Origin of the sequence: Myxosarcina sp. GI1 (assembly GCF_000756305.1) — a bacterium.
Lineage (GTDB): Bacteria > Cyanobacteriota > Cyanobacteriia > Cyanobacteriales > Xenococcaceae > Myxosarcina.
In genome coordinates, this window is the sequence record NZ_JRFE01000061.1 from 30,661 (window position 1) to 51,489 (window position 20,829).

Sequence of the window (20,829 nt, forward strand, 5' to 3'; positions counted from 1 at the left end):
TTTATTTCTTGACTAAAACAATATAAAAGTTGTTTATTAGAAATGTTAAATTAACTTAACTTTCGTTTAGCTAGTTTAGAATTATAGTCAAAGCTTAATGACATAAGAATTCTGTCTACATTATCTTTTTTGGTTAAACCGAAATTTTCACTAAAAATAAAATTGAGCAAGGTTTTTGTTAAATCTATTAATAGATTTAATAAATGTACTCAAATGTACTCAATAAATTCAATTTGTTTAATCTAAAAATGCTAAAAACTTTGTTTTTTTATGATAAATTGAAATTAGAAAAAAAACGACAAAGCATTAGTAGAGCATACACTCAAGTGGAAACATAGGAGGTATATCTTAATATGTTGCAGCAATGGAAAGGCTTCGTTTCAGGTAAATGGACGGAAGAAATTAACCTCCGCGATTTTATTCAGCAAAACTACACCCCCTACGAAGGAGATGGCTCATTTTTAGCCAGCACTACAGAAGTTACCCATCGGCTTTGGGAGAAAGTCAAAGACTTAATGGCAGTAGAACGAGAAAAAGGTATTTTAGATACAGATACTAAAGTCCCCTCTGGAATTACCGCTCATGCCCCAGGCTATATAGATAGAGATTTAGAAAAAATCGTCGGCTTGCAAACCGATAAACCACTCAAACGAGCCATTATGCCCTTTGGTGGCATAAGGGTAGTTAAAAGTTCCCTCGAAGCTTATGGTTATCAGTTAGACCCCCAAACCCAAGAAATTTTTACCAAATACCGCAAGACACATAACGATGGTGTTTTTGATGCCTATAGCCGTGAAATGAAGTTGGCACGACATTCGGGGATTATTACAGGCTTGCCCGATGCTTACGGTAGGGGTAGAATTATCGGCGATTATCGTCGAGTAGCTTTATATGGTTGCGATCGCCTAATTGCAGACAAACAACAACAATTGTCGTCCCTGGAAGTAGATACCTTTGACGAAGAGGTAATTCGCCTGCGGGAAGAAATTTCCGAACAAATTAGGGCACTCAAAGAACTTGTAGAGATGGCGGCTAGTTATGGTTGCGATATCTCTCTACCCGCAAGCAATGCGACTGAAGCAGTGCAGTGGACTTATTTTGGCTATCTTGGGGCAGTTAAAGAACAAAACGGCGCGGCAATGTCTTTGGGTAGGGTATCTACCTTCCTCGATATCTATTGCCAACGGGATTTAGATAATGGGGACGTGACCGAAGCAGAAATTCAAGAACTTATCGATCATTTCGTGATGAAGTTGCGGATGGTGCGTTTCTTACGCCATCCGGCTTATAACGAACTATTTTCGGGCGATCCCACTTGGGTAACAGAATCTATTGGCGGGATGGGAGAAGATGGCAGAACTTTAGTTACTAAAAGCAGCTTCCGTTTCTTAAACACTTTATACAACTTAGGTCCTGCGCCAGAACCAAATCTTACCGTTCTTTGGTCGGAAAGACTGCCCGTAGGTTTCAAACGCTTCTGCACTAAAGTTTCTGCCGACACTAGTTCCATTCAATACGAAAACGACGATCTGATGCGTGGCTACTACGGCGACGACTACGGCATTGCTTGCTGCGTATCTGGTATGCGGATCGGCAAACAGATGCAGTTCTTTGGTGCCAGGGTTAATTTAGCTAAAGCCTTGCTTTATGCCATTAATGGTGGTAAGGATGAAAAAGCAGGGGAACAAATTGCCCCGATGTTTGCCCCCATAACTTCGGAATATTTAGATTATCAAGAAGTTACCGCTAAATTCGATTTAATGATGGGCTGGTTGGCAAAACTCTACGTCAACACCCTCAACGTCATCCACTATATGCACGATAAGTACTGCTACGAGCGTCTGGAGATGGCACTGCACGATCGCGATGTCTATCGGACGATGGCTTGTGGGGTAGCTGGTTTATCGGTAGTGGGGGATGCCTTATCGGCAATCAAATATGCCAAAGTCAAAGTGCTTCGCAACGATGACGGCTTGGCAGTAGATTACGCCATAGAAGGAGATTATCCCAAATTCGGCAACAATGACGATCGCGTCGATAAAATTACCGCTAAAGTAGTGGAAGACTTTATGAACAAAGTCCGCCAGCACAAAACCTATCGCAACGCCGTCCCCACTCAGTCAATTCTCACCATTACCTCTAACGTCGTTTACGGCAAGAAAACAGGCAACACCCCCGATGGACGCAAAGCAGGACAACCCTTTGCCCCTGGTGCCAACCCCATGCACGGACGGGATACCAAAGGCGCGATCGCTGCATTAGAATCTGTAGCCAAACTGCCTTACGAACACGCTCAAGACGGCATTTCCTACACCTTCTCCATCGTTCCCGAAGCCTTGGGCAAAACTGAAGATAGCAAAATTAATAACCTGGCAGGAATGTTAGATGGTTATTTCCACGATACGGGACACCATATCAACATCAACGTGTTAAATCGCGAAACTTTAATCGATGCGATGGAACACCCCGAACTCTATCCCCAACTAACCATTCGGGTATCGGGTTACGCGGTCAACTTTATCAAACTCACCCGCGAACAACAGTTGGATGTAATCAATCGTACCTTCCACGAAAGAGTTTGAAGTAAGTTAGACAATAGGTCAATAAAGATGATGTTAGTGGTTAGTAGGCGAACAAAAAACTATTAACTACTAACAAAAATCTAAATCTATCATAAAGAACCTCTAAAACCAGTAATAATTCGACTACCATCTTTCTGAATATGTATCTCTATTTGGTCGCTCGCCCAATCGAGTTTATTTTTTAGCACGGGATTAAAAACATGAACTTTTTGATTACTAGATGAAACTAAAGAATTAGGCTTATTAACTGCTATAGATTTGACAAAAGCACCATCAATTAAAATATCGAGTTGTGACAGCAATTCTTTACTACTAGCGGGAGCATATTCTGACTGTAATCTTTCTAAAGTAAAGCCAGTAAATGACATTACATTTAGTCCTGCTGCTTTAACTTTTTTAGCAACTTCGGTTAAAGCTGTTGCTTGCCAAAAAGGTTCTCCACCAGAAAAAGTTACCCCAGTGTTTTTAGAATTATTTAATATTTTTGCTACTAATTGGTCGATAGAAATTAATCGATTAATTTCAAATGACCAAGATTCGGGATTGAAACAGCCTTCGCATTCTCTCTGGCATCCCTGTAACCAGACTACTGCTCTGCTACCAGGACCGTTTACTTCCGATTCATCAACGTAGCCCATAATATTGAGATGTCCTGGGGGAATTTCTAGGAGTTGCAAATAGGGATCGATCTTAGTTTTGCTCATTTTATTTTCTCGATTAGTCATTGACTATCTTCAATATGTATAGCAATTTGTTTCTATAGTAATTATGAATAAAACTTATTGCTACTTGTATTATTACACGCTCGCTCTAACTGTCTTAGATTGTTAACAATAAAATAAAAAGTCAACAACAGGCGATCCTCAAGTACTCCCTAAAAAACATAGCTATATATCATGTCAAATATCAAAAAAAACTTAAATTAATGCTTAATTCAGTAATTTTTTTTTACAATGTAATAAATTAAATAATAAATAAATAGACTTGATTACGCAATCAAAATTTATGGAGTTCGCTAAAAAAGTTGAAGTATCTATTGTTACCAAAACTAAATGGAGTCTAATAGTGTATTGTAAAATTATTGTCGCCTTGGATGATAGCCAACTCAGCCAAAAAGCCTTTGAACAGAGTTTATTATTGGCTCAGAAATTTGATGCCGAACTACAGTTACTCAATGTTATTTCTCCTGCCGAAGCAGAATACCGCAATACAGTTGCTTTAGCAGGTAGTGGATATTATGCTCACAGAGTAGATGAAACCGCGCAGCAGGAATGGCAACTCAAAGTAGAAAGTAAATTAGAATATCTACAATCTCTAGCAGAGCAAGCTATGCAGGCTGGAGTTTCGGCAGAATTCGTCCAGGAAATCGGCGAACCAGAACGTCAAATCTGCCAATCTGCCCGAGAATGGGAGGCAGACTTGATTGTAATTGGCAGTCACGGTAGAAAAGGTGTTAACGAAATGCTGAGAGGTAGTGTCAGTAACTATGTTTCACATCACGTTCCCTGTGATATTATGCTCGTCCACCAAAAAGTTTAACTTGTCCTTTGTCTTTCGTTATTTGTCCTTCGCAAATAATGACTGATGACTATCAAAGATCGAGTAATGACAACCACTCCTCAATCTTCAACTAAAGGTAAAATTCATTCGATTGAAACTTGTGGCACAGTTGATGGACCTGGTATTAGGTATGTAATTTTTACCCAAGGATGTCCATTGAGATGTCTTTACTGTCATAATCCCGACTGTCGCCATCCCAATGATGGTAAAGAAGTTACGGTTGATGAATTAATCGCAGATATCCAGAAATATCGTTCCTATATGAATTTTTCTGGAGGAGGGATAACGGTAACGGGTGGCGAACCTTTGATGCAGCCAAAGTTTGTCGGTGAGATTTTTCGGCGTTGTCAAGAATTAGGAATTCACACGGCTTTAGATACTTCTGGTTATGTCAATTTAACTACAGCAAAAAGTCTTTTAGAGTATGTAGATTTAGTATTACTAGATATTAAATCTTTTGACCCTAAAATCTATCAACAAGTCACTAGCGTATCTCTCGAACCAACTCTCAATTTTGCACGCTATTTAAATGAGATTAGTAAATCAGTTTGGATTCGATTTGTTTTAGTTCCCCATCTTACCGATCCACCTCACAATATTAGAGGTTTAGCTAAGTTTGTATCTAGTTTAAACAACGTCGAACGCGTCGAAGTTCTACCCTTTCACAAAATGGGAGAGTATAAATGGGAGCGGTTGGGTTATGAATATCAACTAAAAAATATCCCTCCCGCATCACCAGAACTAGTTGCCACTGCTAAAAACATTTTTCAAGAATACGGGATGAAAGCTTATTAATTTTGTTATTTGTATTTTGTCATTCATCCTTTAACAATTGACTAGTCTAAGTCATGAGGTAAAGCTTGCAAAGAGTATATTTTCTCCTGTCTCCTGGCTTCTAATAACTAACAATTAATTAATAGTAATAAAAACTATGACAGTTACCAATCAAGAACAGCTAAATCTCCTCATTCAAAAAGTAAAAGCAGCTCAAACTCAATATGCTAGTTTTACTCAACAACAGGTAGATAAAATATTCAAACACGCCGCTTTAGCAGCTAACGAACAGAGAATTCCTTTGGCTAAATTAGCCGTCAAAGAGACAAATATGGGACTGGTGGAAGATAAAGTAATTAAAAATCACTTTGCTTCGGAGTTTATCTACAATAAATACAAACAAGAATCCACCTGTGGCGTAATTGAATCTGATTCTCACTACGGCATTAAAAAAATCGCCGAACCAGTAGGAGTATTAGCTGGGATCGTACCGACGACTAATCCCACTTCGACCGCAATATTTAAAGCTTTAATCGCCTTAAAAACCCGCAATGCCATTATCTTCTCACCCCATCCCAGAGCCAAAGAATGCACCATCGCCGCAGCCAAAATAGTTTTAGATGCTGCGATCGCAGCAGGTGCGCCAGAAGATATTATTGGCTGGATCGACGAACCGTCAGTAGCACTTTCCCAGGCTCTAATGCAGCATCCCAATATCAATCTAATTCTCGCTACTGGAGGACCGGGAATGGTCAAAGCAGCATATTCTTCGGGCAAACCATCATTAGGGGTGGGTGCTGGCAATACTCCCGCCGTCATCGATGAGACTGCGGAGATTCCTCTAGCGGTAAGTTCGATTTTATTGAGCAAAACTTTTGACAACGGCATGATTTGCGCTTCGGAACAGTCGGTAATAGTTGTCGATGAAGTTTACGAAGTAGTGAAGCAGGAATTTACCCTCAGAGGGGCATACTTTCTCTCTCCTGAAGAACGAACCGCAGTTAGTAAAGTTTTAGTTAAAGACGGACATATCAACGCCGCAATTGTCGGTCAATCGGTTGCTAAAATCGCCGAACTAGCTGGAATAGAGATCCCCAAAGGTACTAAAATTTTAATCGGGGAAATCGAGGCAGTGGGCAGCCAAGAACCATTTTCCATCGAAAAACTATCGCCCGTGTTGGCAATGTATCGCGTAGCTGACTTTGAAGCGGCGACAGATAAAGCCGAAGAGCTAATTTTACTAGGAGGAAGGGGGCATACCTCTGTATTGTATACCGCTCCTAGCAACAGCGATCGCATCGACTATTTTGATTCTCACGTCTCCACTGGCAGGGTACTGATTAATACTCCTTCATCTCAAGGAGCGATCGGCGATTTGTATAACTTTAAGTTAGATCCTTCTCTAACATTAGGCTGCGGTACCTGGGGCGGTAACTCCGTGAGTGAAAATGTCACCGTTCATCATTTACTTAATATTAAAACCGTATCCGAACGACGGGAAAATATGCTTTGGTTTCGGATTCCACCCAAAGTCTATTTTAAATATGGTTGTCTGCCCGTCGCCTTAAAAGATTTAGCGGGTAAAAAACGGGCATTTATTATTACCGACAAGCCCTTGTTCGACTTGGGAATGATTAAGGAAGTCACCGATGTTTTAGAGGAAATGAACCTCGAAGTTCAAGTTTTTTACGATATTCAACCAGATCCCGATCTTTCTACCATCGAAATGGGATTGGCAAGAGTCAACACCTTTCAGCCCGACGTGGTTATTGCCTTTGGCGGGGGATCGCCTATGGATGCAGCCAAAGTCATCTGGCTGATGTACGAACACCCCGAAGTAGAATTTGAAGGCATCGCTACCAGATTTATGGATATCCGCAAGCGGGTATACGAATTGCCTACTCTCGGTAGTAAAGCACAGATGGTAGCAATTCCTACGACATCTGGTACTGGTTCGGAAGTGACACCCTTTGCTGTCGTTACCGACGAGCGCACGGGAATTAAATATCCCCTCGCCGACTATGCCCTCACCCCCAATATGGCAATTGTCGATCCCGAATTAGTCCTTAATATGCCCAAATCTCTCACGGCTTTTGGTGGCATTGATGCCTTAACCCATGCATTAGAAGCTTATGTATCGGTACTGGCGACAGAATTTACCGATGGTCTGGCATTACAGGCGATTGCCCTACTGCTTGAGTACCTCCCCAGGGCATATAAACTAGGTGCCAAAGATCCCGAAGCCAGAGAAAAAGTTCACTACGCTGCTACCATTGCAGGAATGGCATTTGCCAATGCCTTCTTAGGTATTTGTCACTCGATGGCGCATAAGTTAGGTTCTAGTTTTCATTTGCCTCACGGTTTAGCCAATGCCCTGATGATTACCCACGTCATTCGCTATAACTCCACCGATGCACCATTCAAACAGGCAATTTTTCCGCAATACGAATTTCCTCATGCCAAAGAACGTTACGCCGAAATTGCCGATTACTTACATTTAGGCGGTGATACTCACGATGAGAAAGTAGAGAAATTAGTAAGTGCGATCGACAATCTCAAGGCAGAAATTGGCATTCCCCTGACTATAAAAGAAGCCCTACCAGGAGAAGAAAGAGAGTTTTACGAGCAAATTGAAGCACTGGCAGAACAAGCCTTTGACGATCAGTGTACTGGTTCTAATCCTCGCTATCCACTAATTAAAGACTTGCAGGAACTTTATACTTTAGCTTATCGCGGGTGCAAACTAGAAGCGACGATGTATCATTCCGAACCTTCATCATCTTTGATAGGGAGATAGTAAAACCAAGTCGCAAAGATACCTCTCCGACTCTTCTAGTGTAAATATTGACTAAAATGATGTAATTTTTACTTCATTTTAGTCAATATTCTAATAAGTTCTTATTTCATCCATTAATTCAAAACTTTCAAAATTTAGTTGGCACTTTTGGTAGCTTTCCTAGCATTAAACCTAAAAGTAAACAAAACAACTTTTCCAGCTAAGAAAATTACCGCTTAATTAAGACAAACACAGCAACAGCTAACACAAAGTAACCAAAACCTTTCTGAAGTTTTTTGGCATCGATAAAGCGAGTTAAATATGCACCTGTAAAAGTACCAAAACTAGCAGCAATAGTAAAGGAAATTACCAGATTCCAATTTAACTCAACCTGGGAAAGATAACCTAAAAACCCCGTAGCAGAATTGAAAGCAATAATTAATAGAGAAGTGCCAATAGCTTCCTTCATCGGGATACCACCAAAAAGTACCAAAGCAGGAACAATAACGAATCCTCCTCCTACCCCGACGAAGCCAGTAAGAATACCAATTTCCAAGCCTTGTAGGGGAATTGCTAACCAGTGACTTTTAGTTGCCAAATCATATTTCTTGCTGGCAACAATTTCTTCTCGATTTTCAGATGTTTTCCCCCTCTTTCCGATCATCAAAACACTAGCGATGACCATTACTAATCCAAAACAAATTAGTTGAAAAGTTTCCGTAATCAGGGGGAAATCGGCAATCCGCGCTCCGAGATAAGCCCCAATCATGGCTGTAGGAGCAAAAAACGCAGCAGTTTGGAAATTTACATTACCCTGTCGCCAATGAGAGATTGCGCCAATAATACTAACCATACCCACTACGGCTAAACTGGTAGCGATCGCAGTTTTGGGTGTTAGTCCCATAACATAAATTAGAATTGGGACGGCTAAGACCGAGCCACCACCGCCAATTAAGCCCAGACTCAGTCCGATACACAAGGCTAATATATATCCAACAATTCTCATCATTTTAGAAGCAAATTTTTTACCTTTACTCTGCTACTGTTTGTCTGAGGGCATGTAAATAACCACGAGCAAAGCGCTCGTGAGGAGAATTAGGAGGATAGGCAAATCCAATTGATGCTAGTCGTTCAAAAAATTGTGACTCCGTCCATTTTTCTTTAGTTGCTAGTGAGAGTAAAGTCATCAAGCTAGCACGAGTACCTGAAGCGCATCTAGTATAAATTGGCTTCGGTACTGACTCTATAGTCTGCATAAACGTTTCCAGGGACTTTCGATCGATATCGTTACGATATACAGGAACGCTACAATATTCTAAACCATGAGCTTCTACTAAACTCGCATTGAGTCGATCGCCTTCCTGGGCGGGACATAAATCGATAAATGTGCGATATCCTTGCTGCGCTATTTTTTCTAGTTTTTCTACTTCGGCAGCATTGCCAATTGCCAATTCTTCAGTAATTTGTTGTAGCACCAGTTAAACTCCTAATCTTAATATTTACTGCATTAACCAATTGCGGAAGCTACTTTGCCACAACGCTCGTTAGCAGGGACAGCCTCCATAAACTTTTTGGGATTTGGCAGTTTGAGATTATCCATAAAACTGATAAAACTGTCGCGGTCTTTGCCTACAAAACGAGGGTTAAACCGTTTTTCTTCCCCGATAGTGGAAACCGTCTGTCCTCTGTAGTCGTGTCCTGGATATACTAAAGTTTCATCGGGTAGAGTAAACAGCTTTTGAGTAACGCGATCGTACAAAGTCCCCGCATCTCCACTTTGAAAGTCGGTACGTCCACAACCCCGAATAAATAAAGCATCACCAGTTAAGACGTGGGTGTTATTTACCAGATATGCTACATGGCTATCAGTATGACCGTGGGTTTCGATCGCTTTGATTTCGAGATCTCCCACCTGTAAAATCTCACCATCTTTGATATAGCGATCGGCACAGGTAGCGTGGGCATTGTCTGGCACAATGCCTATGCAGCCAGTCATTTCTCGTAATTTACCAGTACCAGTAATATGATCGGCATGAATGTGGGTTTCCAGACAGTATTTCAACTTCAGACTAAACTCGTTGAGTAATTGAAAGTCTCGTTCTACCTGTTCTAAAACAGAATCTACTAGAACAGCTTCTTTGGTCTTGCGGTCTGCAATCAAATAGGTGTAAGTCCAAGTGTCTTCATCGAATAGTTGACGAAATAGCATAGTTAACTTCTCCATTAAAACCAAGGTAATGATTACGAGCTAAGTTGACGCTTTAATCCAGTTAAAACATTATATTATTATATAGTAATATACTTTGTGTCTAAGTCAAGACTGATGATTTGAGTTCAACATTTTTTAATTATTTATATAACTAAATAGTTGTACAATAAAAGTAATATAAATAAGACTAATTTATTAGTTTTCAAATTCAACTTAAAATTACGAGGAAATTATTGTGTCAACATCAAGCAAGCGATCGCCATTAAGAGAAAAAAATCGCATTTCATCCGACGAACACTATCAGATTATCATCATTGGTGGAGGAGCAGCAGGAATTACTACCGCAGCCCAACTACTCAGGCAGAATTCTAAACTTAATATTGCGATAGTCGAACCCAATGAAAAGCATTACTATCAACCAGGATGGACATTAGTAGGCGGTGGTGTCGCACCCATAGATAAGTTTATTCGGCAAGAAAAAGATGTGATTCCTCAAAAAGCAAAATGGATTCAAGATTACGTTACTACTTTTGACCCCGATCGCAACACTATAATCTTGACTCAAGGGCTAAAGATAAAATACGACTATCTCGTGGTGTGTCCTGGTATCCAAATCGACTGGCATCTAGTTAGAGGATTAAAAGAAGCATTGGGTAAAGGTAGAGTCACCAGTAATTACTCTAAAGATTACGCCCCATACACTTGGGAAACCATCAATAACTTTAAGAGCGGTACGGCGATTTTTACCTATCCCAATACCCCGATAAAGTGTGGTGGCGCACCGCAAAAAGTGATGTACATGGCAGATGATTACTTCAAAAGTAAGAGCGGAGTGGGTGTAAATACTAAAGTTATGTTTTGTTCTGCGGGTTCGTTAATGTTTAGCATTCCTGCATACAACGCAACTTTAGAAAAAGTAATTGAAAGACGGAGAATTACTACCAGATTCAATCACAATCTCAAAGAAATCAAAGCCGATACCCAAGAAGCTATTTTCGATGTTACTACTGACAAGGGAATAAAAGAAGTCAGCATCCATTACGACATGATTCATATCACTCCACCAATGAGCGCACCCGATTTTATCGAGCAAAGCCCTCTAGCCAATGATAAAGGTTGGGTTGATGTCCACAAATATACCTTGCAACACAATCGCTATTCCAATGTGTTCGGTTTGGGGGATGCCTCATCTTTACCAATCTCCAAAACTGCTGCTGCTGCCCGCAAACAAACTCCCATAGTGGTGCAGAACTTGCTGGCTCTAATGAATGGTCGGCAACTGAAGGGACAATATGATGGTTATACTTGTTGCCCTTTGATTACGGGCTATCATTCGGCAATTATGGCAGAGTTTGATTATGAAGGCAATCCCGCTCCGTCTTTTCCCCTCGATCCGACCAAAGAACGCTACTCGATGTTTCTCGCTAAAGCTTACGCTCTACCCTGGATTTATTGGCATCGGATGCTCAAAGGAAAATCCTTTGAAGCGGATATTTTTAAGCCCGTTAACCGACTATTACAAAAGGATAGTGATAGAAGTTCTTTTACCAAAACCAAAGAGCAAAGCAGTACTTGTTAACCAATTAAAATTAGTCAACAAGACTACTAGCTATTGACGTAGGGTTTTAAGCATCTCTAACTGTTGATGCTGCTGCTGAAATTGAGCAGAGAGAGCATCACAGACTAAATCGCACAACTCAAATAAGAAGTGATTGGTAATTTGATAGTAGACGCAAATTCCTTGCTGTTCGCGAGCGACGATGCCAGCTTTAGTGAGCATATTCAAATGCTTAGAAACATTGGCTTGTCCCAAACCCGTTTCTTCCACAATCTCACTGACGTTCTTTGCCCCAGTTTTTAAACTACAGACAATTTGTAGCCTACTAACTTCAGACAAAACTTTAAAAAAGTTAGCCATCAAACCGAGTGCAGCAGGTGATAGCTTGGCAATTCCACAGTCATTAGAGGGATTGACTGGTTGGGTTTTAGGTTTTGTAGTTACTTTACTAGACATAAGTTTAATCGAGCAATTTAATACAAAATTGAAATATAGCTAACTTATAGTCACGATTATCTTACTAACCATATTACTAAATGGTTGTACTATATACCAATATGAATAACTAATTAGGATTAAAGACATGAACTCGTTGATTGCTGGAAGAAAGAGAATTGGGAGAATTTATGGCTAAAGATTGAATATAAGCACCATCAATTAAAATATCCAGTTGAGCCAATAAATCCTGAGTGCCAGCAGGAGCATATTCAGATCGCAGTTTCTCTAAGATAAATCCAGTAAAGGACATCACATTATGTCCTCTGGCTTTAACTTGGTGGGCAAAATCTGCTAACCCTGGAAAATCTACTAAGCGCAAATGAATCGTACTCGAACCATCTGCTTTGGTGCGTTTGAATAACACTACTTGCCAAGCAGTACCGCGATTATCTTTTAATGTATGTCGAGATTAAATTAATACTTGTTCAGGTGCTTCCTCCATCTGACGGATCGAAGCAAAAGCTGGTTGAATAGTAAAGTTATCCAAACCGATAAATATTAACAAGACTAGAGCAATTGCCAAAACTAGCTTAGATAAAAATTCGCGAATTCGATACCACATTATGAAATTACCTGTTTAAATTTGTCTTTTGTCCTTCGTCTTTTGTTACCAATGACCAATGACTACTAAATTATTCAGCTTCCAGATAGGGAATAAATACAGAATACATTCCCCGCAAGTCGCCGACATTAAAATCAAAAGCCAAATCTTGAGGATATTTATCTTTAACAAACTGTGGACGAGCATCTTCACCGCCATGACAGGCAAGACAGCTAGATTCAACGTTAATGCGACGATAATAACGAGTACCTTGTAGATCATCAATGGTTTCTGAATCCCAAAATCCCATCAACTCAGGATCTTTTTCAAACTTTGCTAATGCCATAACAGCGTGTAAATTATCAGGTGCATGGGCTGGGTTACGATACTTGGTAGCAATCTGTTTGACTTGCCAGCCATTTTCTTTACTCAATTGTTTGGCTCTCATGCCTACTGGTTTACAGATTTCTTTAAAGGTTTCTCCTGTCGGTTCGGTGGTTGAATCTTTTAAGGTTGAAGCTAATCCAGAGCGCATGGCATCGAGATTTTCAATTTCCTGTACCGCCTTAGCTAACTGAACGGGATCTGTTTGAGTGTTAGCGAGAGAAGGATTCGCAATTAACAGCAGCACCATAACGGCAAATCCCATTAAAATTCGGTTAAAATGCTTCATTTTCGATGTTCTAAATATGTTTTCAATAAATGACTAAACTAAACCTAATTCTTTAGTAGTAGCTAAGAGACTAGGTAGTTGGGGACGTTCCATATAGTTATAAGTTAAAGAAGTTATTAAAGAAGATGAATTAGGGATTCTGGCTTTATCTATTACCTAAAGGGTGCGCTACGCAAGAATTTCGGTAGTCGCTATCGCGATTGGGCTAAAGCCCACCGCCCTTTTGGCGATTGCCAAAAGGGCGCATAAATCGAGTAAATCTAGAGCGATAATAACGACAGATACCGGCTCGGCGACAAGCGACAACACCTGCACTTTTAAGCAACTGTAAATGCTTAAAAACAATGGCTTGTTTTAGTTTAGTGCGTTCAAATATTTTTTATGTTTATATAACCAATAAATTATATAGCGATAATAACAGAATATCGAAATTCGTCAAAGAATTCAAAAATTGACTTCAAAAAAGTTCACTGTAAAACCTAATTGATTCTCTGGATTTAATAAAGTTTATCTTGTCCATCTCTTGATTAAACTACTAAATGGTTATATAATTAATTTTAAATAGTATAAACTTTCTTTTCAAAACAACGCCGCATATGCTGCTGTGGTTTTAGCGATTGGTGCTTTAGTATGCTTTGTGGCTTATTAAATATCAATACTCGTCATTTCCAACAAAACTAAACAATAAATATGTAAGGAGGTATCAACCAATGGAGGAAAGACTTTCCTTAGAAAGTCCATCTATGTCCCGCAGACAATTGCTAAATTTTTTGACTGGGGCAGCTATTGCTGCTACTGCTGGTGCAGCCCTTTATCCGGTGGGTAAATATTTCGTCCCGCCTTCTGAAGTGGGTGAAGATGGTTCGATTTTTGCCAAAGATATAAACGGTAATCTAATTCCTGCCAGTCAAATTTTAGCAGAACCACCTGAAACTCGGGCTTTAGTGGCGGGACTAGCAGGTGAACCAACCTATCTCACCGTTAGAAAAGATGGAACTTTGCATCCTTGGGGAATCGTGGATAACTGCACCCATCTAGGCTGTACTTTTCCTTGGAATGAAAATGACGCTCAATTTCAATGTCCCTGTCACGGTTCTCGCTATGACCCTGAAGGTAGAGTAGTAAGAGGTCCTGCGCCTCTACCTTTGCGACTGGCTTATATTAACATTGAAGGAGATTATATTCGCATTTCTCCCTGGACTGAAACCGATCCCCGAACAGGAAAACAACCCTGGTGGGTTTAGATGTTTTCTTCGTCGAAAACTGAATCTCAAAAGTTAGGTTATCGTCTGGTGGAAACCCCAATTAAGCAATTTCTAGGAGAAAATCATCACATGACTGAAGTGGAACTAGTAGATAGTTCGGTGGTGAAGTTGGAAACAGGTCTTTTAGCAATGGGTTCTCGTTACCACCATACCTATCTCTCTAACTTCAATCTCGAAAAAGAACGGGATTATCTTGTCACCGATAAAACAGGACGCACCTCCCATCCCCGCATCTTTGCTATTGAGGATCTCAAAATCGGACTTAATCAAGTGGCGATTGCGCTCCGCGCACAGGCTCACGCCAATCGCTGTAGGGGATGGGGCTTTAGCTGGCACGCAAATATGGCGCGATCTGCGTAAAATCAAGGGTGCTAAACCGAATCTGGATAATCTAGCTGTATCTGTATAGCAAATTTCGCTGATTTTACTAGTAAAAAATTATGGTTTTTAAAAGTATTTTAGTCCCCTTGTTTTATAAAGAATAGAATAGTAAATGAAAAAACTTTTAGCTCCCTTCTGTTTGGGAATTTGGCTCTATTTTGGTACTTTTATAACAGTCAGCCCTACTTTTGCTGCTAGTAATATTACTCAAACCACAGATAAAGTTGAGGCATTAAGCGATCGCAACCTAACTACCGTACAGCAGTTTTTGGTTTCTATACCCCGCGACTATTACACCGTTAGACAGATAAATAAAGTTAAAACTCTGGGGAAAGAACAGCAAGCACTATTAGTAGATGTTCGAGAGCCGAAGGAATACGCTGCTGGTCATATAAAAGGAGCAATTAATCTTCCTTTACGCAGTTTGACCGATAATTTCGATCACATTCCGAAAACTCGTCCTGTAATACTTTACTGCTCTACGGGTTATCGAACTGCAATGGGAGTTATGGCTCTACAAATGCTCGGATACGATAACGTTCGGGGTTTTCCTCCCAGTATTGAAGGTTGGAAAGCAGCAGGTGAAGAGTTGGAAAAATAAAGATATTCAGATTTATTTTTTATCCTATCCGAAGGTGCGGACAGCTATATAAGAGCTAGAAACTCAATATTATACCCTTTTTCTATTTAAAAAAAAGTTATATTAATATATAACTATTTAGTTGTTTAATCAAAAAAAACATAGTAGTATCTATTATGGCAGAAGTTAATTGGATTTCAGCTTTAATTGGTGGGATGCTGATTGGACTGAGTACAACGATTTTGCTTGCTTTTGATGGTCGCATTGCTGGTATTAGTAGCATGGTTAACGGTGCAATCAAATTCCAGTCAGAAGAGAATTGGCGGTGGCTGTTTATTGCAGGAATGTTCGGAGGGGGTTCGATCTACGAATATGTCTTTGACTCAGATCCTACCCCCGTATCTTCTTTTGCACCAGTAGCGATGATTGTTGGTGGTTTTCTAGTCGGTGTCGGTACGCGGATGGGAAATGGTTGTACCAGCGGTCATGGTGTTTGTGGTTTGGGTCGATTATCGTTCCGTTCTTTAATTGCGGTAATTACTTTTATAATTACAGCTATTCTAACGGTATTTATTACTCATCATGTTGTTTAGTTATTGGTTATTGGTCATTAGTCATAGAAAATGAGACAGAAATTAATTGCTCTTTTATCTGGATTGTTATTTGGTTTTGGATTAAGTCTTTCTCAAATGATCGATCGCGATCGCGTATTGGGATTTTTAGATGTTTCAGGAGACTGGGACCCCACCCTGTTATTTGTCTTGGGTGGTGCGGTTGGGGTTACAGTAATTGCGTTTCGCTTTGTACTGCGTTTGCCGCATCCAATTTACAGTAATAAGTTTTATTTACCTACCAAAAAAGATATCGACCTACCCTTGATTCTCGGTGCTGCGATTTTCGGTATTGGTTGGGGAATTGCAGGCTACTGTCCTGGTCCTGGCATTACCGCTTTAGTGTTGGGAATACCGAATCCAATTCTGTTTATCATTGCATTTATTATTGGCTCACTTGCCTATCAATGGTATACAGAGTTGTCTTTCAAGGATAATTCTGTTAATAAGCGGGAAGTAAAGCAATAGCAGTCAATTTTGAGTTTGCTGTTATAAAAGATAACGAATTTATTTCTCTATCTCCAAGCGATCGCAACTTCAAATAGCAGCATTAGTTATCTATCAAATTGCTTGCTACTGCCAATCGTTGCCAATCTCGAACAATAATTGTTCCGCCTCTTTGATAGATCGCTATTCCTTTCAGTTTTTTAAACAACCGTACGCATTCTTCATAGGTGATACCAATACTGCGAGCAATTTGATAGTAAGGCAGTTTAATATTTAAACAATCGCCTTGGGGTACAGAATAAGTACCATCGCGATCGCCATAATATTGGATTAATCTAACCAAACGCACCATTGCTCGTTCGGAAATTAGTCCGTGTACTGTATCGTGAAGTTGTTGTAGACGCTGGTTAAATACTTCTAGTATCCTTAAGCTAATTTCTGGCGACTGAGAAATTACCTGTAATAAGGCTTCGCGATCGATAGTTAATACTTGCGACTCTACTTGGCAGATTACGGTTGCAGGAGAAATTTCGTTACCAAAAATGGCTGGCGCAGCAAACAGCTCACCTGGAGGAATGAGGCGCACTATTGTTTCTTTACCGTTGTCGGCAGTTTTTTTGATTTCTAATCTTCCTTTAATTAAACCATGGAGTTGTTGGGGGATGCGATCTCCTTCGTGCATTATTATTTCATCTTGCAGATATTCTCTAACGTAACTACAGCGAACGAGGCTTTCTAGTTGTGTGGTAGCAACATCTTGAAAAATCAATATTTGTTTTAATTGAGCCAGAGACGAGTAACCTTTCACAATCATTTTGAATAAAACTATAGTTTTCTATGTAAAAGCAGTTTAATAGTTCTCGATAAAACTTTACTCTCAAACATGAGCTACCTCAAAGACGGAACCAAAACTTGATGAGAAAGTAAGATTATCGAGTTTGGATATGACTCATGACAACTACTCTTAATTTTGCCACCGCACCTGGTCATCAAGTATTAGCAGCAGCAGGAAAGAAGATATTACGCCCTGGGGGAAGAAAAGCAACGGAACGACTGTTTGCTTGGGCTAATTTTCAACCAGAAGAGACAGTAATAGAGTTAGCAGCAAGCTTCGGAGAAAGTGCGATCGAATTGGCAAAAAGATTTAACGTGCGTGTATTAGGAATCGAGAAAAATCCAGACAGCGTGGCTAAAGCTAGGGAAAATATTAAAGCTGCGGGATTATCAGACCGAGTAACTATTATAGAAGGGGATATCTCTCGGTTAGATAAGATTACAGACAAATTCGATTATGTCTTGGCTGAAGCGATTTTAACCATGCAGTCGGATATAGGGAAAGCCAAGATCTTATCGGGAATTAGAAACTGTCTTAAACCAGGGGGTAAGTTTCTTTCCCATGAAATGTTTGTCCGCGACAATGCCGAACAAGCGCGTAAAAGTCTCTCTGAATCTATTCGGGTCAATGCTAATCCTTTAACTGTCTCGGAGTGGTCAACAGCCTGTAAAGATGCGGGTTTAACTATAGAGCAACAGCAAACAGGAAAAATGGGATTACTCAATTTTAGTCAGATGGTAAGAGATGAAGGATTATTAGGAACAGTCAAAATTATATGGAATATTTTAACTAACCCCCATTTACGCCAAAGAATCCTGCAAATGCGCCGTGTTTTTCAACAAAAGGGCAAAAACATCGGTTACATCGTTTTTATCAGTCAGTAGACATTAATTATTACTCACTACAAACTACAAAAGACAAATAACCAAAGAAAAATTATGACAGTCACAATATCCAACAACTCTTTTACCACTACCTTACAGGATTTAATCAAATATCCTTCTAGCGGCATTCTCAGCAAAGTTTTACTCAAGGATAATAACAGTCAGTACAGCTTGTTTTGTTTGGCAAAAAATACAGAAATCGAAGAACACACTTCCACTCGCAATGCTGTCATTACCGTAATAGAAGGAAAGGGAAACCTCGAATTGGAAGAAAAAGATATTGCTTTAGCACCAGGGGTATTTGTGTTTATGCCCGCTAATGCGCCCCATGCTTTGCAAGCTAGAGAAAATCTGGCATTTACTCTGGCTTTGTCCGAACATCTGCCAGTTAAGAAAAAAGTGAGTCAAAAAACTATCGATATTGTTAAATCCACCGCTCCCGTAATTAAACAACACGGTCAAACTATTACCTCACGAATGTACGAAATCATGTTTGCCAGTCATCCTGAAGTAAAATCTCAATTCGATATGTCAGCACAAGCTAATGGTACTCAACCAGCTAAACTGGCAACTGCGGTATATGCTTATGCTATTCATATTGACGACCTTGGGGCTTTAAAAGAAGCAGTGAATAAAATCGCTCATCGTCATGTTGCCACTCACGTTTTACCAGAACAGTATCCTATCGTGGGGGAATGTTTGTTACAAGCCATCAAAGATGTATTGGGAGATGCAGCAACAGACGATGTGATGACGGCATGGACGGAAGCTTATCAAGCTTTAGCCGAGATTTTTATTAATCGCGAACAAGAAATTTATCAAACAATTTGACCGTAGGGGCGATTTGCAAATCTCCCTTACACCCAATCCCTATACATATTAAGTTGAGGAGAAATTCATTATGTTTTGCGAACAGTGCGAACAAACAGCTAGTGGTAACGGTTGTCATCAATGGGGTGCTTGCGGTAAGAGTCCCCAGGTGAATGCAGTACAAGATTTACTCGTCTATTGCTTACGGGGATTAGCTCCTGTGGTGCTACAAGCAAAAGAATTAGGCATTAATTCGAGAGAAATCGATCGCTTTACCTGTGAAGCGATGTTTGCCACTATGACTAATGTAAACTTTGATGCCAAACGATTTACAGTATATATCAAACGGGCGATCGCCCTACGAGAAAATCTCAAATCTCAAATTCAGTCTGTAGCAGCTAGTAGTTGGTCGGATATTTCCAATTACGAACCAGATTATACTGAAAGCTTAGTCGAACAGGGTCTAAAACACAATTTAGAGTTAATCGGTCAGTCGGGAACAAATATAGATATCTTTTCTCTAAAACTTACTGCCTTGTATGGTATCAAAGGTGCTGCTTCTTATACCTTTCACGCATACGAATTGGGACAAGAAGACGAGACGGTATATCAATTCGTACAACAGATTTTGGCTGCTATAGATAGCTCGGATTTGAGTTTGGAAGACTGGGTTAACTTGAATCTGGAAATCGGTAAGATTAACTTTAGAGCGATGGAATTAATCGATGCGGGACATACTAGCACCTACGGTCATCCCGTACCGACTGCCGTTCCCCTAAATCACAAACCAGGTAAGGCGATTTTAGTTTCGGGACACGACATCAAGCAGTTAGCAGCGATTTTACAACAAACTATAGATAAGGGCATTACCGTTTATACTCACGGTGAATTACTACCCGCACACGGTTATCCCAAACTTAAAGAACGTTATCCCCATCTGTACGGTCATTTTGGTACGGCTTGGCAAAATCAAACCAAGGACTTTGCGAAATTTCCAGGCGCAGTGGTAGTAACCACTAATTGCCTGATGCCTCCCCACGAACACTATGAAGACAAGTTATTTACTTTAGGTCCTGTCGGTTATGCCGGCTTGAGTTATCTTCCTGCTAGAGAAGATGGCAGTATCGATTTTACTCCCGTTATCCAAAAAGCCCAGAAATTGACAGGATTTGCAGCAGAATCAGAATACCGCGATGTTACTACGGGTTTTGCTCGCAATGCAGTTTTAGGAGTCGCTGATAAAGTTATTGATGCCGTAAAACAAGGAAAGATCCGTCACTTCTTCTTAGTTGGTGGCTGCGATGGGGCAAAACCAGACCGCAATTACTATGCTGAATTTGTAGATAAAGTACCAGATGACTGCGTGGTGTTAACTCTTGCCTGTGGTAAATTCCGCTTTTTTGATAAAGACATGGGCAATATTGCGGGTATTCCGCGTTTGTTAGATGTGGGACAGTGTAACGATGCTTATTCGGCCATTCAAATTGCGATCGCTCTAGCCAATGCTTTTGAAGTAGGAGTCAACGAAATACCTCTATCAATGATTCTTTCCTGGTACGAACAAAAAGCCGTAGCTATTCTACTTACCTTACTCTATTTAGGAATTAAAGATATCCGTCTCGGACCGACGCTCCCTGCTTTCCTCTCGCCTAATGTGTTGCAACTTTTGTCCGAAAAATATAATCTGCAACCAATTACGACTCCCAATGCCGATTTAGCGGCTTKTTTGGGTTTATAAGGCTGTTAGTGTTGGCTATCGAATCTCAGGATTTAATATGGCGATCGCTATGAATAAATTTTCGAGCGATCGCTCGCTTTTTAATGCGAATTTTTTCAGATAGCGAT

At 40.2% G+C, this 20,829-nt stretch carries 20 protein-coding genes and 2 pseudogenes; 13 read left to right on the top strand and 9 right to left on the bottom strand.

What is annotated here, in order from left to right; all coding sequences use genetic code 11:
- The first annotated feature begins 353 nt into the window (after nt 1-353).
- Nucleotides 354-2,582 (top strand): formate C-acetyltransferase, encoded by a 2,229-nt coding sequence (pflB, locus tag KV40_RS30715; protein WP_036489396.1) that lies wholly within the window; start codon nt 354-356, stop codon nt 2,580-2,582.
- Between the two features lie 89 nt (nt 2,583-2,671).
- Here the strand turns inward: pflB and KV40_RS30720 are convergent, their stop codons facing one another.
- The gene (locus tag KV40_RS30720; RefSeq protein WP_036489500.1) at nt 2,672-3,286 is read right to left on the bottom strand and encodes a 4Fe-4S single cluster domain-containing protein; all 615 of its coding nucleotides are present in this window, start codon (nt 3,284-3,286) and stop codon (nt 2,672-2,674) included.
- A gap of 301 nt (nt 3,287-3,587) precedes the next feature.
- On the opposite strand from KV40_RS30720, the gene KV40_RS30725 reads away from it, so the two are divergent.
- The 3 genes from KV40_RS30725 to adhE all read left to right on the top strand — a co-directional run bounded on the left by KV40_RS30725 (nt 3,588) and on the right by adhE (nt 7,713).
- Nucleotides 3,588-4,121, top strand: coding sequence for a universal stress protein (locus KV40_RS30725; protein ID WP_081942975.1), 534 nt, complete (start codon nt 3,588-3,590; stop codon nt 4,119-4,121).
- Nucleotides 4,122-4,166: 45 nt separating this feature from the next.
- Entirely contained in the window at nt 4,167-4,937 is a 771-nt protein-coding gene (pflA, locus tag KV40_RS30730; protein ID WP_253274436.1) for a pyruvate formate-lyase-activating protein, read from the top strand.
- 136 nt (nt 4,938-5,073) lie between these two features.
- Entirely contained in the window at nt 5,074-7,713 is a 2,640-nt protein-coding gene (gene adhE, locus KV40_RS30735; protein WP_036489402.1) for a bifunctional acetaldehyde-CoA/alcohol dehydrogenase, read from the top strand.
- Nucleotides 7,714-7,921: 208 nt separating this feature from the next.
- On the opposite strand, the gene KV40_RS30740 is transcribed toward adhE, so the two are convergent.
- From KV40_RS30740 to KV40_RS30750, 3 genes are read right to left on the bottom strand one after another with little or no spacing between them, the layout of a single operon-like run.
- Nucleotides 7,922-8,701, bottom strand: a complete 780-nt coding sequence (locus tag KV40_RS30740; protein ID WP_036489405.1) for a sulfite exporter TauE/SafE family protein — start codon at nt 8,699-8,701, stop codon at nt 7,922-7,924.
- Between the two features lie 22 nt (nt 8,702-8,723).
- Entirely contained in the window at nt 8,724-9,167 is a 444-nt protein-coding gene (locus tag KV40_RS30745) for a beta-lactamase hydrolase domain-containing protein (RefSeq protein ID WP_036489408.1), read from the bottom strand.
- A 32-nt stretch (nt 9,168-9,199) separates the two neighbouring features.
- Entirely contained in the window at nt 9,200-9,901 is a 702-nt protein-coding gene (locus KV40_RS30750; RefSeq protein WP_036489410.1) for an MBL fold metallo-hydrolase, read from the bottom strand.
- A 235-nt stretch (nt 9,902-10,136) separates the two neighbouring features.
- On the opposite strand from KV40_RS30750, the gene KV40_RS30755 reads away from it, so the two are divergent.
- Nucleotides 10,137-11,480 carry an FAD/NAD(P)-binding oxidoreductase gene (locus KV40_RS30755; RefSeq protein WP_072013952.1) on the top strand — a complete coding sequence of 448 codons (1,344 nt, stop codon included), beginning with the start codon at nt 10,137-10,139 and terminating at the stop codon, nt 11,478-11,480.
- Nucleotides 11,481-11,510: 30 nt separating this feature from the next.
- Here the strand turns inward: KV40_RS30755 and KV40_RS30760 are convergent, their stop codons facing one another.
- The 4 genes and pseudogenes from KV40_RS30760 to KV40_RS30775 all read right to left on the bottom strand — a co-directional run bounded on the left by KV40_RS30760 (nt 11,511) and on the right by KV40_RS30775 (nt 13,171).
- Nucleotides 11,511-11,915 carry a metalloregulator ArsR/SmtB family transcription factor gene (locus KV40_RS30760; protein WP_036489413.1) on the bottom strand — a complete coding sequence of 135 codons (405 nt, stop codon included), beginning with the start codon at nt 11,913-11,915 and terminating at the stop codon, nt 11,511-11,513.
- Nucleotides 11,916-12,030: 115 nt separating this feature from the next.
- Nucleotides 12,031-12,354, bottom strand: a pseudogene (locus KV40_RS30765) (DUF3122 domain-containing protein); the annotation flags it as partial.
- 12 nt (nt 12,355-12,366) lie between these two features.
- A complete protein-coding gene (locus KV40_RS35475) occupies nt 12,367-12,519 on the bottom strand; it encodes a hypothetical protein (protein WP_156114269.1) in 153 nt (50 codons plus the stop codon).
- 70 nt (nt 12,520-12,589) lie between these two features.
- Nucleotides 12,590-13,171 carry a DUF3365 domain-containing protein gene (locus KV40_RS30775; protein ID WP_036489415.1) on the bottom strand — a complete coding sequence of 194 codons (582 nt, stop codon included), beginning with the start codon at nt 13,169-13,171 and terminating at the stop codon, nt 12,590-12,592.
- A 710-nt stretch (nt 13,172-13,881) separates the two neighbouring features.
- Here KV40_RS30775 and petC point away from each other — a divergent pair.
- From petC to KV40_RS30800, 5 genes and pseudogenes are all read left to right on the top strand, one after another.
- Nucleotides 13,882-14,415, top strand: coding sequence for a cytochrome b6-f complex iron-sulfur subunit (gene petC / locus KV40_RS30780; protein ID WP_036489417.1), 534 nt, complete (start codon nt 13,882-13,884; stop codon nt 14,413-14,415).
- Between the two features lie 15 nt (nt 14,416-14,430).
- Nucleotides 14,431-14,845 (top strand): annotated as a pseudogene (locus KV40_RS30785) (FAD-dependent oxidoreductase); the annotation flags it as partial.
- Between the two features lie 84 nt (nt 14,846-14,929).
- Nucleotides 14,930-15,418 carry a rhodanese-like domain-containing protein gene (locus KV40_RS30790; protein ID WP_036489419.1) on the top strand — a complete coding sequence of 163 codons (489 nt, stop codon included), beginning with the start codon at nt 14,930-14,932 and terminating at the stop codon, nt 15,416-15,418.
- A gap of 155 nt (nt 15,419-15,573) precedes the next feature.
- Complete coding sequence (locus KV40_RS30795) at nt 15,574-15,990, top strand: YeeE/YedE family protein (RefSeq protein ID WP_036489421.1); 417 nt, start codon at nt 15,574-15,576, stop codon at nt 15,988-15,990.
- Between the two features lie 30 nt (nt 15,991-16,020).
- Nucleotides 16,021-16,476: a YeeE/YedE family protein gene (locus tag KV40_RS30800; protein ID WP_036489422.1), complete on the top strand. Its 456-nt coding sequence runs from the start codon at nt 16,021-16,023 to the stop codon at nt 16,474-16,476.
- A gap of 82 nt (nt 16,477-16,558) precedes the next feature.
- On the opposite strand, the gene KV40_RS30805 is transcribed toward KV40_RS30800, so the two are convergent.
- Nucleotides 16,559-17,269, bottom strand: coding sequence for a Crp/Fnr family transcriptional regulator (locus KV40_RS30805; protein ID WP_036489423.1), 711 nt, complete (start codon nt 17,267-17,269; stop codon nt 16,559-16,561).
- A gap of 137 nt (nt 17,270-17,406) precedes the next feature.
- Here KV40_RS30805 and KV40_RS30810 point away from each other — a divergent pair, with 137 nt between their 5' ends.
- The 3 genes from KV40_RS30810 (at nt 17,407) to hcp (ending at nt 20,722) form a co-directional block, all read left to right on the top strand.
- On the top strand, nt 17,407-18,174 hold the full coding sequence (locus KV40_RS30810; RefSeq protein ID WP_036489425.1) for a cyclopropane-fatty-acyl-phospholipid synthase family protein: 768 nt from the start codon (nt 17,407-17,409) through the stop codon (nt 18,172-18,174).
- Nucleotides 18,175-18,228: 54 nt separating this feature from the next.
- Nucleotides 18,229-19,005, top strand: a complete 777-nt coding sequence (locus tag KV40_RS30815; RefSeq protein ID WP_036489427.1) for a globin domain-containing protein — start codon at nt 18,229-18,231, stop codon at nt 19,003-19,005.
- Between the two features lie 70 nt (nt 19,006-19,075).
- Entirely contained in the window at nt 19,076-20,722 is a 1,647-nt protein-coding gene (gene hcp / locus KV40_RS30820) for a hydroxylamine reductase (protein ID WP_036489428.1), read from the top strand.
- The last annotated feature ends 107 nt before the right edge of the window (nt 20,723-20,829 follow it).

Coding starts and splice junctions, on each gene's coding strand:
- adhE (WP_036489402.1), top strand. CDS start 5,074: ATGACAGTTACCAATCAAGAACAGCTAAATCTCCTCATTCAAAAAGTA.
- KV40_RS30725 (WP_081942975.1), top strand. CDS start 3,588: ATGGAGTTCGCTAAAAAAGTTGAAGTATCTATTGTTACCAAAACTAAA.
- KV40_RS30760 (WP_036489413.1), bottom strand. CDS start 11,915: ATGTCTAGTAAAGTAACTACAAAACCTAAAACCCAACCAGTCAATCCC.
- pflB (WP_036489396.1), top strand. CDS start 354: ATGTTGCAGCAATGGAAAGGCTTCGTTTCAGGTAAATGGACGGAAGAA.
- KV40_RS30810 (WP_036489425.1), top strand. CDS start 17,407: ATGACAACTACTCTTAATTTTGCCACCGCACCTGGTCATCAAGTATTA.
- KV40_RS30795 (WP_036489421.1), top strand. CDS start 15,574: ATGGCAGAAGTTAATTGGATTTCAGCTTTAATTGGTGGGATGCTGATT.
- KV40_RS30750 (WP_036489410.1), bottom strand. CDS start 9,901: ATGCTATTTCGTCAACTATTCGATGAAGACACTTGGACTTACACCTAT.
- KV40_RS30805 (WP_036489423.1), bottom strand. CDS start 17,269: ATGATTGTGAAAGGTTACTCGTCTCTGGCTCAATTAAAACAAATATTG.
- KV40_RS35475 (WP_156114269.1), bottom strand. CDS start 12,519: ATGTGGTATCGAATTCGCGAATTTTTATCTAAGCTAGTTTTGGCAATT.
- KV40_RS30720 (WP_036489500.1), bottom strand. CDS start 3,286: ATGAGCAAAACTAAGATCGATCCCTATTTGCAACTCCTAGAAATTCCC.
- KV40_RS30800 (WP_036489422.1), top strand. CDS start 16,021: ATGAGACAGAAATTAATTGCTCTTTTATCTGGATTGTTATTTGGTTTT.
- KV40_RS30815 (WP_036489427.1), top strand. CDS start 18,229: ATGACAGTCACAATATCCAACAACTCTTTTACCACTACCTTACAGGAT.
- KV40_RS30790 (WP_036489419.1), top strand. CDS start 14,930: ATGAAAAAACTTTTAGCTCCCTTCTGTTTGGGAATTTGGCTCTATTTT.
- petC (WP_036489417.1), top strand. CDS start 13,882: ATGGAGGAAAGACTTTCCTTAGAAAGTCCATCTATGTCCCGCAGACAA.
- pflA (WP_253274436.1), top strand. CDS start 4,167: ATGACTATCAAAGATCGAGTAATGACAACCACTCCTCAATCTTCAACT.
- KV40_RS30775 (WP_036489415.1), bottom strand. CDS start 13,171: ATGAAGCATTTTAACCGAATTTTAATGGGATTTGCCGTTATGGTGCTG.
- KV40_RS30740 (WP_036489405.1), bottom strand. CDS start 8,701: ATGATGAGAATTGTTGGATATATATTAGCCTTGTGTATCGGACTGAGT.